At 62.4% G+C, this 14,129-nt stretch carries 13 protein-coding genes; 9 read left to right on the forward strand and 4 right to left on the reverse strand.

From position 1 onward, the window contains the following. Positions 1–221: 221 nt before the first annotated feature. A complete protein-coding gene (hybE, locus tag GRB80_RS04710; protein ID WP_161422706.1) occupies positions 222–680 on the forward strand; it encodes a [NiFe]-hydrogenase assembly chaperone HybE in 459 nt (152 codons plus the stop codon). A 108-nt stretch (positions 681–788) separates the two neighbouring features. Further along, positions 789–1,556, forward strand: a complete 768-nt coding sequence (locus tag GRB80_RS04715) for a 3-hydroxybutyrate dehydrogenase (protein ID WP_132041088.1) — start codon at positions 789–791, stop codon at positions 1,554–1,556. A gap of 64 nt (positions 1,557–1,620) precedes the next feature. Here the strand turns inward: GRB80_RS04715 and GRB80_RS04720 are convergent, their stop codons facing one another. Genes GRB80_RS04720 through GRB80_RS04730 form a run of 3 tightly spaced genes read right to left on the reverse strand, consistent with a single transcriptional unit; the run spans position 1,621 to position 4,327 of the window. Further along, positions 1,621–2,160 (reverse strand): response regulator transcription factor, encoded by a 540-nt coding sequence (locus GRB80_RS04720; protein ID WP_161422707.1) that lies wholly within the window; start codon positions 2,158–2,160, stop codon positions 1,621–1,623. A gap of 25 nt (positions 2,161–2,185) precedes the next feature. After that, complete coding sequence (locus tag GRB80_RS04725; protein WP_161422708.1) at positions 2,186–3,460, reverse strand: ATP-binding protein; 1,275 nt, start codon at positions 3,458–3,460, stop codon at positions 2,186–2,188. Between the two features lie 60 nt (positions 3,461–3,520). Next, complete coding sequence (locus GRB80_RS04730) at positions 3,521–4,327, reverse strand: formate/nitrite transporter family protein (protein WP_161422709.1); 807 nt, start codon at positions 4,325–4,327, stop codon at positions 3,521–3,523. Between the two features lie 178 nt (positions 4,328–4,505). Here GRB80_RS04730 and GRB80_RS04735 point away from each other — a divergent pair, with 178 nt between their 5' ends. Both GRB80_RS04735 and GRB80_RS04740 read left to right on the forward strand, forming a co-directional pair. Then, the gene (locus GRB80_RS04735; protein WP_161422710.1) at positions 4,506–6,095 is read left to right on the forward strand and encodes a peptide chain release factor 3; all 1,590 of its coding nucleotides are present in this window, start codon (positions 4,506–4,508) and stop codon (positions 6,093–6,095) included. Between the two features lie 12 nt (positions 6,096–6,107). Then, on the forward strand, positions 6,108–6,866 hold the full coding sequence (locus GRB80_RS04740) for a TatD family hydrolase (protein ID WP_161422711.1): 759 nt from the start codon (positions 6,108–6,110) through the stop codon (positions 6,864–6,866). Here GRB80_RS04740 and ygfZ read toward each other — a convergent pair. Next, entirely contained in the window at positions 6,861–7,895 is a 1,035-nt protein-coding gene (gene ygfZ / locus GRB80_RS04745; protein WP_161422712.1) for a CAF17-like 4Fe-4S cluster assembly/insertion protein YgfZ, read from the reverse strand. The two genes, GRB80_RS04740 and ygfZ, sit on opposite strands and share 6 nt — an antisense overlap. Positions 7,896–8,035: 140 nt before the next feature. Here ygfZ and GRB80_RS04750 point away from each other — a divergent pair, with 140 nt between their 5' ends. From GRB80_RS04750 to cls, 5 genes are all read left to right on the forward strand, one after another. Further along, positions 8,036–8,233: a hypothetical protein gene (locus GRB80_RS04750; protein ID WP_132041081.1), complete on the forward strand. Its 198-nt coding sequence runs from the start codon at positions 8,036–8,038 to the stop codon at positions 8,231–8,233. A gap of 16 nt (positions 8,234–8,249) precedes the next feature. Further along, on the forward strand, positions 8,250–8,666 hold the full coding sequence (locus tag GRB80_RS04755) for an OsmC family protein (protein ID WP_132041080.1): 417 nt from the start codon (positions 8,250–8,252) through the stop codon (positions 8,664–8,666). Between the two features lie 59 nt (positions 8,667–8,725). After that, entirely contained in the window at positions 8,726–10,747 is a 2,022-nt protein-coding gene (uvrB, locus tag GRB80_RS04760) for an excinuclease ABC subunit UvrB (RefSeq protein ID WP_132041079.1), read from the forward strand. Positions 10,748–10,974: 227 nt separating this feature from the next. Continuing rightward, entirely contained in the window at positions 10,975–12,480 is a 1,506-nt protein-coding gene (locus GRB80_RS04765; RefSeq protein ID WP_161422713.1) for a fumarate hydratase, read from the forward strand. 166 nt (positions 12,481–12,646) lie between these two features. Beyond that, on the forward strand, positions 12,647–14,065 hold the full coding sequence (gene cls / locus GRB80_RS04770) for a cardiolipin synthase (RefSeq protein ID WP_161422714.1): 1,419 nt from the start codon (positions 12,647–12,649) through the stop codon (positions 14,063–14,065). The last annotated feature ends 64 nt before the right edge of the window (positions 14,066–14,129 follow it).

The raw sequence follows: 14,129 nt of genomic DNA on the forward strand, positions 1-14,129 counted from the left end.
GGCCAGCCAAACGATGGCCGATACGAGGCAGAGTAGCGACTGATAATTTCTTGCCAGGTCGAGGCATTCGTCATCCAAATCCCGTCATGCTACATCAGGTACGCAAAAATTAGTAATTGTTAACGCTCCCTAGCAACTCCATCGGCCCTGCGCCGACACCTGGTTGGGCCCGATGGGCGCGTGCGCCTATACTGGCGCCGATTATCGACATGGAGAAACCCATGCATGCCCTGACGCCAGACCAGTATCAGCGCCTGCGGCGACTCGCCGAGGCCTGGACCGCCAGTCATCTGCGCGAGTCGAAGTCACTGCCCCAGTTCAATCCTCTGCTGGCCGCGGATGCCCTCTGCTTCCAGTGCTATCGCCTTCCCGAGCATGGCGAGCAGCTGGTCGGAGCCCTGGTCACGCCGGTCTCGCTATGGCTGGTGATGCTGCCTGAGCGAGCGAATGCCCCCCTGCCTGTCGCGGGTGAGCGCTGCACGCTGACATTGCCCTCCGGTCGCTATCCCATGGAGGCGGTCGCGCTGGGCGATGAGGTCGCCTGCTGGCGCCTGATACTGCTCGATGACCTGACCGATGTGGCCTCTCGTCAGGATGCCAGCCGCCTCGCCCAGCGGTTGATGGAGCGTGTCATGGCCGGCGATGAGGGTGCGCAGGCGCCATCGCAACCAGAGGCGTGATGGCAGGCGCCTTGAGGTGGCGCGGCCTACCCTGATCCCCTTATGCTGGTGGCTCCTGAAGAGCCCGTACCCCCAATGCCCATACATCGATTGAGCAAGGAGTTGCCCATGTCAATATCCGTCACCCCCCGCGTCGCCCTCGTTACCGGTACCAGTAGCGGTATCGGCGAGGCGGTGGTCCGTCACTTTTGTCGCCTGGGCCATCAGGTATTGGCGGTGGACTTCAACCCCGCGGGGCGAGAGGTGGCCGAAGAGGCGGGCGCGAGCTTCTTCCAGGCAGATCTGACCGATGGGGATGCCTGTCGGGCTGCCGTTGCCGAAGCGATCAAGCGCTTCGGTCGTGTGGATATCCTGGTCAACAATGCCGGCATTCAGCATGTCGCGCCGGTCGAGGAGTTTCCCGAGACGAAGTGGCGTCAGATCATCGATCTGATGTTGACGGCCCCCTTCCTGCTGAGCCAGGCCGCCTGGCCCTCCATGCGCGAGAGTGGCTGGGGGCGCATCATCAATATCGCTTCGGTACATGCTCAGGTGGCATCACCGGGCAAGTCAGCCTACATCAGCGCCAAGCACGGCATGATCGGCCTGACCAAGACCGCCGCCCTGGAGGGGGGGAGTCAGGGAATTACCGCCAATGCCATCTGTCCCGCCTATGTGAAGACCCCGCTGGTCGACAACCAGATCGCCGACCAGGCGAAGCTGCATGGCATGCAGGAGCAGGAGGTGATCGAGCAGATCATGCTCAAGAATGCCGCCGTCAAGCGCCTGATCGAACCCGACGAGGTGGCCGAGCTGGTGGCCTATCTGGCGTCAGACTCGGCCGGTGCCGTGACCGGTGCCAGCTGGAATATCGACCTAGGATGGACGGCACAATAACCGGGGTTCGCCGGGAGACGTAAGCTGTAGCGGGAAGGGAGTGTCCCCAAAGGGAGCTTACGGCTTATCGCCGCACCGGGCGCTTCTGCAGCTTGCGCTGCAGGGTGCGCCGATGCATCCCCAGGGCACGGGCGGTGGCGGAGATATTGCCGTCGTGCTCCTGGAGAACCTTCTGGATATGCTCCCAGGCGATGCGGTTGATGGAGGGGGGCTGGTCGGCCACCTCGATCTGCGGATCGCCATCATCCTTCTCGAAGGCGGCCAGCACCTCGTCGGCATCGGCCGGCTTGCACAGGTAGTTGACCGCCCCCAGCTTGATCGCCTCCACGGCCGTGGCGATGCTGGAGTAGCCGGTGAGAATCACGATTCGGCACTCCGGCACCACCTCCAGCAGCTCCGGGAGCAACTTTAGTCCCGACTCGTGCTCCAGCTTGAGATCCAGCGTTGCTAGGGCGGGACGATACTGGCGTGCCAGAGAGAGCGCTTCCTGGGCGTCCCGGGCAACCACCACCTCGTAACCGCGGCGGGTCATGGCGCGATCGAGCACATGGCAGAACATCTCGTCATCATCGATGATCAGCAGGCGTTGGGGCGTGTCTTGCATGGGGTTCTCGCTCGGGGGATGGGGGTCATTGGGTGCCTGTCGCACGGGGCAACACGACCTCGGTCAGGGTGCCACCCTCAGGGTGATTATAGAGACTGACACCGCCGCCGAAACGGTTGATGGTGGCATGGGTCAGGAACAGGCCGATGCCCATTCCCTTGCTCTTGGTGGAGACAAAGGTCTCGCCCAACTGGTCGGCGATGGAGAGGGCGACCCCGGGGCCATGGTCGCGAATGTCGATGATCACCTCGTCGTCGTGCCAGTCGAGGCTGACCGCGATATCGTCGGGGTTGGCATCGGCGGCATTGTTGAGCAGATTGGTCAGTGCCTGCTCCAGGGTCGTGTCGACGGCAAGCAAGGGGCGACTGCGGTGCTCCGCCACGCTCATGTGATGGCTGACGTCGGGGCGCAGCACCAGCCAACGTTGAATCACACCGCCCAACCATACCTCGGCGTCGGTAATCTGCGGCTTGCGCATGCGCCGTCGGTCGGCACTCTCCACCAGCTGCTGGAGCCGTGATTTGCAGGTATCCACCTGCTGGCGCAGTAACTCGATATCCTGTTGCAACCTGGGGTGATCGTCTGCCTCTTCCCGCATTTCGGAAAGCAATACCGCCATGGTAGAGAGAGGCGTGCCCAGCTCATGGGCAGTGCCAGCGGCCTGAGTGGCCACGGCAATTACCTGTTCATTGCGAAGGGCGGCCTCACGTGTTCGAGACAGCGCCTGCTCCCTGCGGCGTAGCGCATGGGCCATCCGGTAGATGAAGAAGGTCACCAGCCCGGCCGATAGGGCGAAGTTGAGCCACATGCCAAGCACATGAAGGTTGAGTCGGCCGTCGTCGCCGTGACCGCCGGTAAGGGCCGGTACCGGATGATGAAAGACCATCAGCGCCGTATAGCCGAGCATCGACGTGGCGGCGATGATCCAGGCACAGCGCCAGGGCAGGGTGGCGGCGGCAATGGTGACAGGCACCAGATAGTAGTTGATAAAGGGATTGCTGGCACCCCCGGTGAAGTAGAACAGTAGCGTCAGTCCGCCAACGTCGGCGAGCAGATGAAGCAGGTACTCACCATCGGTAACGTCGCGATGGCGTCCCAGACGCCACCAGGTCGCCAGGTTGATCACCGCCATCATCAGTACCACGCCGATCACCGCGGCGACCTCAAGGTCGAAATGCAGCACCTCGACGCCGAAGATGATGGCAGCCAGAAACCCCGTCCACGTGATGCCGCGCACGATGGTCAGGCGAACCAGGTTGCGGTTGGGGGTTGATAATGGAAGAGGCTGGGCAGATTGCATGGACACTCCGGAGTGGGCTGGCCACGATGATACCCGATAGGCGTCGATGCTGTTTTGATCTCACTCGCTGTCACAGCCATGACGCAGGTAGGCCAGCCAGTAGACTCCGGCGACCAGCAGACTGCCACCGAGAATGTTGCCGACGGTAACCACCGCCAGATTGATGGCCGCACTGCTGAGCGACACCGCGTCGGGCGCTAGCCAAAACCCCATTGGCAGGAAGAACCAGTTGGCTACCGAGTGCTCGAAGCCCAACGCCACGAATGCGCTGACCGGCAGCAGAATGCTCAGAAATTTGTCGGTGACGGTATGGCCGCCCATCGCCAGCCATACCGCCAGGCAGACCAGCACGTTGCACAGAATGCCTCGGGCAAAGGCGGCGAGAGGGGAGAGCTCGGCTTTAACCAGAGCGATTCTGCTCAAGGTTTCGCCAAGGTCGCCCCCGCCGAGGCTCGCCAAGTCGGCCCCTATCGCCAGTATGACCGTGCCCAGACAGCCGATCACGTTGCCAAGGTAGACGAGCCACCAGTTACGCAGCAGTTCGCGTCCGCGGATTTCACCGCTCGCCCAGGCCATGGCGAGCAAGTTGTTTCCGGTGAACAGCTCGGCGCCGGCGATCACCACCAATACCAGCCCCAGACAGAAGGCGAGCCCGCCGAGCAGTCGAGTGACACCGAACCCCAACTCGCTTCCGGTGACCACCACGGCAAAGAACAATGCCCCCAGCGAGATGAAGGCTCCCGCTAATACCGCCAGAATCAGCAGGCTCAAGGGATTGGCGCGAGCCTTGGTGACACCCATTTGAGTCACCCTATGGGCAATCTCACGGGGTTGATAGGCGTCGCTGAACAAGGGGTCCTGATGCATGGTCGAGCCGCCTTGATGGTCGTGACGTGCTGTGACATTCACTATAGCGGGTCGCGGCTCGCCACGACGTGGCAGTGGTCACGCCATGCCGGTACAATTCCGCGACTAGCCTCACAACACGCCATCCTCCCTGCGCTCGGCGCGAGCGAGGGTGCGGATCAATCTGCGACGAGACGTAATGCCCAATCCCAATCAGGCCCGTGAAACCGAACTGCGACGCACGTTTGCCATTATCAGTCACCCGGATGCGGGTAAGACCACCATCACCGAGAAGATGCTGCTGTTTGGAAATGCCATCCAGATGGCGGGCTCGGTCAAGAGCAAACGCAACGACCGTCACGCGACCTCCGACTGGATGAAAATGGAGCAGGAGCGTGGCATCTCGGTGACCACCTCGGTGATGCAGTTCCCCTATGGGGGCCGTGTCGTCAACCTGCTCGATACGCCAGGGCACGAGGACTTTTCCGAGGACACCTACCGCACCCTGACCGCGGTGGACTCGGCGCTGATGGTGATCGACGGCGCCAAGGGCGTCGAGGCGCGCACCATCAAGCTGATGGAGGTGTGCCGCCTGCGTACCACGCCGATTCTCACCTTCATCAACAAGATGGACCGCGATATTCGTGATCCCATCGAGGTGATGGACGAGGTCGAGACGGTGCTCAATATCCAGTGTGCGCCGATGACCTGGCCCATCGGCATGGGTCGGCACTTCAAGGGGGTCTACCACCTCTACAACGATACGATCCATCTCTACACTCAGGGGCAGGGCAATCGTATTCCCGATGACAAGCGCATCGAGGGACTCGACAATCCCGAAGTGGATGAGTTGCTCGGCGAGGAGCAGGCCGAGGAGTTGCGAATGGAGGTGGAACTGGTACGCGGCGCCTCCCATGAGTTCGATCTGGAGGCCTATCGTCGTGGCGAGCTGTCGCCGGTCTACTTCGGTACCGCCATGGGCAACTTCGGGGTACGCGAGATGCTCGATGGCTTCGTCGAATATGCGCCGCCCCCCCAGCCCCGAGAAACCGACGCATGCACCGTCGAGGCAGACGACGGCCGCTTTACCGGTTTCGTGTTCAAGATCCAGGCCAACATGGATCCCAAGCACCGTGACCGTATCGCCTTCCTGCGTGTCTGTTCGGGGAAGTACGAGAAGAACATGAAGATGCGCCATGTACGCATCGGCAAGGACGTCAAGATTGCCGATGCACTGACCTTCATGGCCTCGGACCGTGCCCAGGTGGAGGAAGCCTGGCCCGGGGATATCATCGGCCTTCACAACCATGGCACCATTCAGATCGGCGACACCTTTACCCAGGGCGAGGATATGCGCTTCACTGGCATCCCGCACTTCGCCCCCGAGCTCTTCAAGCGTGTGCGTCTCAAGGATCCGCTGAAGATGAAGGCGTTGCAGAAGGGCCTGCAGCAGCTCTCTGAGGAGGGGGCGACCCAGGTGTTCATGCCGCTGGACAACAACGATCTGATCCTCGGCGCCGTGGGTACCCTGCAGTTCGATGTGGTCGCCCATCGACTCAAGGAGGAGTACAAGGTCGACTGCGTCTACGAAGGGGTGAACGTCAATACCGCCCGCTGGGTCTACTGTGACGATGCGAAGAAACTCGAGGAGTTCAAGCGCAAGGCCAGTGCCAACCTGGCCATCGACGGTGGCGGTTATCTGACCTATATCGCCCCCACCCGGGTCAATCTGCAGATGACCCAGGAGCGCTGGCCCGAGATCCGCTTCCAGGCGACACGAGAGCACTAAAGCTGGAAGCTTATGTTGATCGACGCTCACTGCCACCTCGATTTCCCCGCCTTCGACGCCGACCGCGACGCCGTATTCGAGCGGGCGAGCTCCGCGGGAGTGGGGCATTTCGTGATCCCCGGCACCATCCGGGCGCGCTGGGACGCGGTGCTGGGAGTAGGCAGGCGTCACGATGTCAGCGTCTGCCTGGGCTTGCACCCCTACTTCATGGAGTCTCACCGTGACTCGGACCTCGATGCTCTGGCCCAGGCGCTGGATGACAACCCTCAGGTGGTGGCGGTAGGAGAGTGCGGCATTGATGCCCGCTTTCCCGAGACTCTCGAGGCTCAGTGGAAGCTGTTCGATGCCCAGCTCAGGTTGGCCAAGGCGAGGAAGCTGCCGGTGGTGATCCACTGCGTGCAGGCCAACGATAAGGTAGCCAAGCGGCTTCGTCAGCTGGCGCTTCCCGTCGGTGGGCTGATTCACGCCTTCGCCGGCTCCCCCGAACAGGCGGGCCGATTCCTCGAGCTGGGATTCGTCGTCGGGCTGGGAGGAGCAGTCACCTTCGAGCGGGCCAAGCGTCTGCACCGGGCGGTCGGATCGTTGCCCGATGACGGCTATGTGCTGGAGACCGACAGCCCCGATATGCCGCTGGCCGGCCACCAGGGGCAGCGTAATGAACCCGCTGCCCTCGTTCAGGTGTGTCGTGCGGTGGCGGCGCTACGTAGCCAATCCCCGGAGTGCGTGGCGGCGAACAGTGCCGCCAATGCCCGCCGCCTGTTTCGGTTATAGGGTGGCCAGGGTTTCCGGGTCCAGGCGTTCGACGGGGTAGGGGAGCTTCAGCAGCTTCAGCTTCTGTCCAGCCACACTCAGCGGGCCCATGTCCTCCTTGGTGCTCATCACCACCAGCACTTCGGCCTGGTCGTAGGCGTCACGCTCCGCCGCGAGCACCTCGCCCACCGACTTCTCGCGGCTATCCACTACCGGGCAGCCGATCTCGGGCAAAACCGCTCCCTCGAGCTGGCCGCGCATCGTCCGGCGCTTGACCTGCCCACGGAAGTGGGCACGTGCCACCACCTCCTGTCCGGTATAGCAGCCCTTCTTGAAGCTGATGCCGCCCAGCGCTTCCCAGTTGATCATCTGGGGCAGCAGGGCGTCGCGATGCTGGGCGGTCAGCCAGGCTAGGCCCGCTTGGATGTCGTGCAGGCACCAGACCGCGTTGTCTACGGGCGTGGCCTGGTCGACCAGCCGGCGCCAGATCTCGGTCGCGCGACTCGCAGGGAGTAGGGCCAGCAGCCTCTGGCGGGGGCCTGGATGAGCCAGCAGCTGAGTCTCGGCATCGCCTGACTGGTGCCAGATCGACGGTGGGGCGACCCCCAGACGTACCTCGGCCAGCGCGCCGGCCTCCTGGCCGACCAGGCCGATCAGGGCGAGATCCTGGCGCGTGGCCAGTTCGACCTTGTAGAAGACGGCGAACTTGCGCAGATGCTCCGCCAGGGAGTCGACCAGGTCACGATGCATTATCAGTCGGTAGTGCTCTTCTGCCACGCGCAGCAACTGGGCGTTGGCCAGCATGCGTCCCTTGGGGGTACAGAATACGGTCAGTGGTGCGAAGTCGCCGTCGACCAGAGCGAGTTGAGTGCTTGCCTGGCCCTGCAGGAACTTCTCGGCGTCAATACCTGTCACGTCGAGTACACCGAACTGTACAAGTGGTGTTACCACCGTACCATCCAGCGCCTGACGTGCGGGGTCCCGAGTGTCGAAGCGGATACGGTCATCGCTGAGCGGCTCTGCCTCCAGCGCGGAAATCCAGTCGTACATGTGGGCCTCATCGTGTCAGGGAAATATCGGAATACTCCAATACATTTGGGCAGGGAAGCGACATTGCAACCACTGCTGACCTGGAGGGGTCATGTTAGAATCCAGACGTTATTCACGCCAGGCAATCCGGGAGTCAGGTCATGGCCCATCAATCGCTGAGCTTCGAGGGCGTTACCGACGCCGATCAGGTTAACCGCATCACGACCGCGTTGATGATGCTCGACGGCGTCGAAAGCGCGGAAGTTGGACGTCACGGCGCCGAGGTGGAGGGGCGCGCTCGGCGTGAGGCGCTGATCAAGGCGGTCGAAGCGCTGAAACTTCCGATCCGGGTCAAATGAGCAGGGAGCCATAGGCATGAAGAAGACCATTGAGATTCAGAGCATACGCAACCATATCTTTCGACAGAGGGTCGAGCTCGATGGCTTCGAGGAACTGTTCGTCGACGTGCCACAAGCCTATGGTGGCGAGGGAACGGCTCCCGATCCTCATGACTACTTCGACCTGTCACTGGGTGCCTGCAAGGCGATCACCTCGCTGATGTATGCCCGGCGCAAGGCGTGGCCCCTCGAGGGAATCAGCGTCAAGGTGCACCGAGATGACAGCCAGGAGCGCCAGGGCACCTATCGGCTCGATGTCGAGATGCAGTTTCATGGCATCATCGACCCCGAGCAGGTCGCTCGGCTCGAGGAGATCAGCCACAAGTGCCCCATCCACCGGCTGATGACCAGCTCCACCGTGGAAGTGAGCACCCGCGCCGTGACCCCGGCCTGATATCCGGGTCATCCATCTAACGCCGGCTGTGCAAGGCGCCGAACCAACCCGGAGAGAGCATGAGCAAGCCCTTTCGCCTCGCCTCGAAGTTTCAGCCCGCCGGCGATCAGCCGGCGGCCATTGATGCTCTGGTAGGAGGTCTTGAGGCGGGGTTGGCCCATCAGACCCTGCTTGGGGTCACGGGATCCGGCAAGACCTTCACCATGGCCAATGTTGTCGAGCGGCTGCAGCGCCCGACCATCGTCATGGCGCCCAACAAGACCCTGGCGGCCCAGCTCTATGGCGAATTCAAGGCCTTCTTTCCTGACAACGCCGTGGAGTACTTCGTCTCCTATTACGACTACTATCAGCCCGAGGCCTACGTACCCTCCTCGGATACCTTTATCGAGAAGGATGCCTCGATCAACGACCATATCGAGCAGATGCGGCTCTCCGCCACCAAGGCCCTGCTCGAGCGTCGTGATGCATTGATCGTGGTCTCGGTATCGGCGATCTACGGCCTGGGCGACCCCGACCAGTATCTCAAGATGCGCCTGCACTTCACCCGAGGTGAGCTGATCGATCAGCGCAAGTTCCTGCGTCGCCTGGCCGAGCTGCAATACACGCGCAACGACCTCGATTTCAAGCGCGGTACCTATCGAGTGCGCGGCGACGTTATCGATGTCTTTCCGGCAGATGCCGAGGATGAGGCGGTGCGCGTCGAGCTGTTCGACGACGAGATCGATTCGATTCGTCTCTTCGACCCGCTGACCGGCGAGGTGCGTGGCCAGCTGCCACGCATGACCATCTACCCCAAGTCCCATTATGTGACGCCCAGAGAGACCATCCTGGGGGCCATCGACCAGATCAAGGCCGAGCTCGCCGAGCGCCTCGAGTGGCTGAGAAAGCATGAGCGACTGGTGGAGGCCCAGCGCCTGGAGCAGCGTACCCTGTACGACATCGAGATGATGCTGGAGCTCGGCTACTGCAATGGCATCGAGAACTACTCCCGCTATCTGTCGGGCCGCAATCCCGGGGAGCCGCCGCCCACCTTCTTCGACTATCTTCCCGATGACTCTCTGCTGCTTATTGATGAGAGTCACGTCAGCGTTCCCCAGGTCGGGGGCATGTACAAGGGCGATCGCTCGCGCAAGGAGACCCTGGTGGAGTACGGCTTTCGCCTGCCCTCCGCCCTCGACAACCGCCCCATGAAGTTCGAGGAGTGGGAGGCCATCTCGCCCCAGACCATCTTCGTGTCGGCGACACCGGGCCCCTATGAGGCCGAGCACGCCGGGAGTGTCGTTGAGCAGGTGGTGCGCCCCACCGGCCTGCTCGACCCCGAGCTGGAGGTGCGCCCGGCCACTACCCAGGTGGACGACCTGCTTTCCGAGATCCAACTGCGTGCCGCCGCCGGCGAGAGGGTGCTGGTCACGACCCTGACCAAGCGCATGGCCGAGGATCTCACCGAGTACTTGGATGAACATGGCGTGCGCGTGCGCTACCTGCACTCGGATATCGATACCGTGGAGCGGGTGGAGATCATTCGCGACCTGCGCCTGGGCAAGTTCGACGTGCTGGTCGGTATCAACCTGTTGCGCGAGGGCCTGGACATTCCGGAGGTCTCCCTGGTGGCGATCCTGGATGCCGACAAGGAGGGGTTCCTGCGCAACGAACGGTCGCTGATCCAGACCATCGGGCGGGCGGCACGCAACGCCAATGGTCGCGCCATTCTTTACGCTGACAGGGTCACCGACTCCATGCGTCGCGCCATGCAGGAAACGGAGCGGCGTCGTGCCAAGCAGATCGCCTTCAACGAGGAGCACGGGATTACGCCCCAAACGGTGACCCGCTCGGTGGCGGATATTCTCGAGGCGGCCCAGACTCCCGGCAAGAAGGGCAAGGGACGTCGCGGTGAGCGCAAGGTTGCCGAATCGGCGGCCGTGTATGATCCCGCCGAGCTCTCGCCACAGGAGTTGTTGCGTGAACTGACGCGGGTGGAGGATGCGATGTTCGAGGCCGCTCAGAACCTCGAGTTCGAGGAGGCCGCGCGTCTGCGCGACCGTCTGAATGATCTGAAGGAGCGCCAGCTCGCCCTGGGCTAGGGCACCAGAGCAGTGCCCGGCTCCCCCCCAAGCGATGGGCTGGAAGCTAGGGGGATTTTCAGATTTATACCGTTATCTGAGCTTGGTATAAATAGATAATTGCCTGATGTGCCGGTAATGTCGGCAGGGGGTGGGGTAGGGTATAATGCTCGCGTTTCAGCCCGCTTACCGGCAGTGATATAGCGCCGGGGTGCGGGCATGCCGACAAGCCGAGGAGCTTCTTGCCCATGACCGTGATTCGTCAGGATGACCTGATCCAGAGCGTTGCCGATGCGCTGCAGTATATCTCCTACTACCACCCCAAGGATTTCATCGATGCCATGGCCCAGGCCTATGAGCGCGAGGAGAATCCTGCGGCCAAGGATGCCATCGCCCAGATCCTGATCAACTCGCGCATGTGCGCCATGGGACACCGTCCTATCTGCCAGGACACCGGCATCGTCACCGTCTTCCTGCATGTGGGCATGAATGTTCGCTGGGAAGCCGAGATGAGCCTCGATGACATGGTCAACGAGGGCGTCCGTCGCGCCTACCAGCTCCCCGATAACGTGCTGCGCGCCTCGGTCCTGGCCGATCCTGACGGCACCCGCCGAAATACCGGCGACAACACGCCGGCGATCATTCATCACAAGATTGTGCCGGGGGATCGCGTCGAGGTGCATGTGGCCGCCAAGGGCGGGGGTAGCGAAGCGAAGTCCAAGTTCGCCATGCTCAACCCGTCCGACAGTGTGGTCGACTGGGTCATGGAGCAGCTGCCCAAGATGGGGGCAGGGTGGTGCCCACCGGGAATGCTCGGCATTGGCATCGGCGGCACCGCGGAGAAGGCGATGGAGATTGCCAAGGAGGCGCTTCTCGACCCCATCGATATCCAGGAGTTGCAGGCCCGTGGTGCCGCCAACCGTGCCGAGGAGCTACGCCTTGAGCTGTTCGACCGCGTCAATCGGAGTGGCATCGGCGCCCAGGGGCTGGGTGGCCTGACCACGGTGCTGGACATCAAGGTCAAGGATTACCCCACCCACGCGGCTAACAAGCCGGTGGCCATCATTCCCAACTGCGCCGCGACTCGCCACGCCCACTTCAGCCTGGATGGCAGCGGTCCGGCCTCACTGCCGGCGCCGAAGCTAGAGGACTGGCCCGAGGTCACGCGGGAGGCAGGGGATAACGTCAGGCGTGTCGACCTCGACAACATCACACCGGAAGAAGTGCAGACCTGGCAGCCGGGTGACACCCTGCTGCTAAACGGCAAGCTGCTCACCGGTCGTGACGCGGCACACAAGCGCATGGTCGACATGATCGCCAAGGGTGAGCCACTGCCCGTGGACATGAAGGGTCGCTTCATCTACTACGTTGGGCCGGTGGATCCGGTTGGCGACGAGGTGGTGGGACCGGCCGGCCCCACCACCGCCACCCGCATGGACAAGTTCACACGCACCATGCTCGAGGAGACCGGCCTGATGGGCATGGTCGGCAAGGCCGAACGCGGTGAAGCCGCCATCGAGGCCATCCGCGACAACAAGGCGGTCTACCTGATGGCAGTGGGGGGCTCCGCCTATCTGGTGGCTCAAGCGATCAAGAAGGCTCGCGTGGTGGGTTTCGAGGACCTTGGCATGGAGGCCATCTATGAGTTCGAGGTGGAGGACATGCCGGTGACCGTCGCGGTCGACAGCCAGGGCACCTCGGTCCATCAGACGGGGCCCGCCAAGTGGAAGGAGATCATCGCCGAGCGCGCCTGAGGCCTGACGATGGATCCTGGCGGCCCTGCCTCTTGGCGGGGCCGCCGTCGTTTGGGTATGCTGACCCCCCACAAGGTGTTGCGGGAATCTCCCTCGCGAAGGCGTGGGCTCGCGCCATCACAGCCGGCGCAGCCGGCGACGAGTGTTTCTTTTGCAGGGAGAGTTCATGACGTCCTGGCTGTTCGGGCTGGTAATCTTCACCTTTCACATGGCAGGTATCGTCTCGGCGATACTGGCACTGCTCTCCAGCCGCACCTCCCAGGGCGCCATCGCCTGGATCCTCTCGCTTATCACGCTTCCCTACCTGGCAGTACCCGCCTACTGGATCTTCGGCCAACCGCGCTTCTACGGTTATGTCACCGCCCGGGGGGAGCGCGACAGCGTGTTGCGTCATGTTCTGGCACGCTACCGTTCGCATGTCGATCCCTATCTGACCGATACTCCGGATCCCGATGTACGTGCCGTGGAACAGCTGGCCCAGATGCCGCTGACCAGTGGCAATCGCGCCGAGCTTCTGGTCGATGGTCAAGCGACGTTCGACAGCCTGTTCGCCGGTATCGATAGGGCCGAGGAGTACGTGCTGGTGCAGTTCTTCATCGTGCGCAACGATGCCTTGGGTTTGCGGCTCAAGGAGTGCCTGCGGCGCGCCGTGGAACGTGGCGTTCGGGTCTATTTTCTGTACGACAAGATAGGTAGCCACAAGCTGAATGAGGGCTATCTGCGTGATCTAGCCGAGGCGGGGATCGAAGTCTACGCCTTTCGCTCATCGCGTGGCCTTCGTCATCGATTCCAGATCAACTTCCGCAACCACCGCAAGGTCGTGGTGGTGGATGGAAAGGAGGGCTGGGTCGGCGGTTTCAATGTCGGCATCGAATACCTGGGGCAGCATCCACGACACGGTCCATGGCGTGACACCCATCTCAAGCTTACCGGCCCCAGCGTGCTGGGACTGCAGGAGGCGTTCTGGGAGGACTGGCACTGGGCGACCGGTGAACTGATCAATCTCTCCTGGATACCGACCACCATCTGCGAGGAGTGCCATGATGTGGTGATCGTGCCCTCGGGGCCGGCGGATACGCAAGATACCGCTAGCTTGTTGGTCCAGCACGCCATCCACAGCGCAAGAGAGCGCTTCTGGGTCACCAGTCCCTACTTCGTGCCCGACCAGAGCGTGCAGGACGCCCTGCGCCTGGCGGCCATGCGCGGTGTGGACGTTCGAATCATGATCCCCGAACGCCCCGACCATCTGCTGGTGTTCCTGTCAGCCTTCTCCTTTCTGCCAGACATGCTGCGTGCCGGCGTCAGGGTCTATCGCTATCAGCCCGGCTTCCTGCATCAGAAGGTGATGCTGATCGATCAGGCGGCGGCCAGCGTCGGCACGGTTAACCTCGACAACCGCTCTTTCCGGCTCAACTTCGAGATCACGGCCTTCCTTCCGGATCGCCAGTTTGCCGCCCAGGTTGAGCGGATGCTCGAGGAGGATTTCAGTCACTGCCGGGAGATCAGCGTCGAGGAAGTCACGTCGCGGCCGTTATGGCGCAAGCTGATGTCCAGGGCCGCCTACCTGATGGCGCCAATTCAGTGATATATTAATTACTTGCGGTGATCGGCAAGCCCGGTCGTTACCCTCATCATGAATCGGGAGTCAC

Origin of the sequence: Halomonas icarae (assembly GCF_009901955.1) — a bacterium.
Lineage (GTDB): Bacteria > Pseudomonadota > Gammaproteobacteria > Pseudomonadales > Halomonadaceae > Halomonas > Halomonas icarae.

Coding starts and splice junctions, on each gene's coding strand:
- GRB80_RS04765 (WP_161422713.1), top strand. CDS start 10,975: ATGACCGTGATTCGTCAGGATGACCTGATCCAGAGCGTTGCCGATGCG.
- GRB80_RS04725 (WP_161422708.1), bottom strand. CDS start 3,460: ATGCAATCTGCCCAGCCTCTTCCATTATCAACCCCCAACCGCAACCTG.
- uvrB (WP_132041079.1), top strand. CDS start 8,726: ATGAGCAAGCCCTTTCGCCTCGCCTCGAAGTTTCAGCCCGCCGGCGAT.
- GRB80_RS04730 (WP_161422709.1), bottom strand. CDS start 4,327: ATGCATCAGGACCCCTTGTTCAGCGACGCCTATCAACCCCGTGAGATT.
- GRB80_RS04755 (WP_132041080.1), top strand. CDS start 8,250: ATGAAGAAGACCATTGAGATTCAGAGCATACGCAACCATATCTTTCGA.
- ygfZ (WP_161422712.1), bottom strand. CDS start 7,895: ATGTACGACTGGATTTCCGCGCTGGAGGCAGAGCCGCTCAGCGATGAC.
- GRB80_RS04750 (WP_132041081.1), top strand. CDS start 8,036: ATGGCCCATCAATCGCTGAGCTTCGAGGGCGTTACCGACGCCGATCAG.
- GRB80_RS04740 (WP_161422711.1), top strand. CDS start 6,108: ATGTTGATCGACGCTCACTGCCACCTCGATTTCCCCGCCTTCGACGCC.
- GRB80_RS04715 (WP_132041088.1), top strand. CDS start 789: ATGTCAATATCCGTCACCCCCCGCGTCGCCCTCGTTACCGGTACCAGT.
- GRB80_RS04720 (WP_161422707.1), bottom strand. CDS start 2,160: ATGCAAGACACGCCCCAACGCCTGCTGATCATCGATGATGACGAGATG.
- cls (WP_161422714.1), top strand. CDS start 12,647: ATGACGTCCTGGCTGTTCGGGCTGGTAATCTTCACCTTTCACATGGCA.
- GRB80_RS04735 (WP_161422710.1), top strand. CDS start 4,506: ATGCCCAATCCCAATCAGGCCCGTGAAACCGAACTGCGACGCACGTTT.
- hybE (WP_161422706.1), top strand. CDS start 222: ATGCATGCCCTGACGCCAGACCAGTATCAGCGCCTGCGGCGACTCGCC.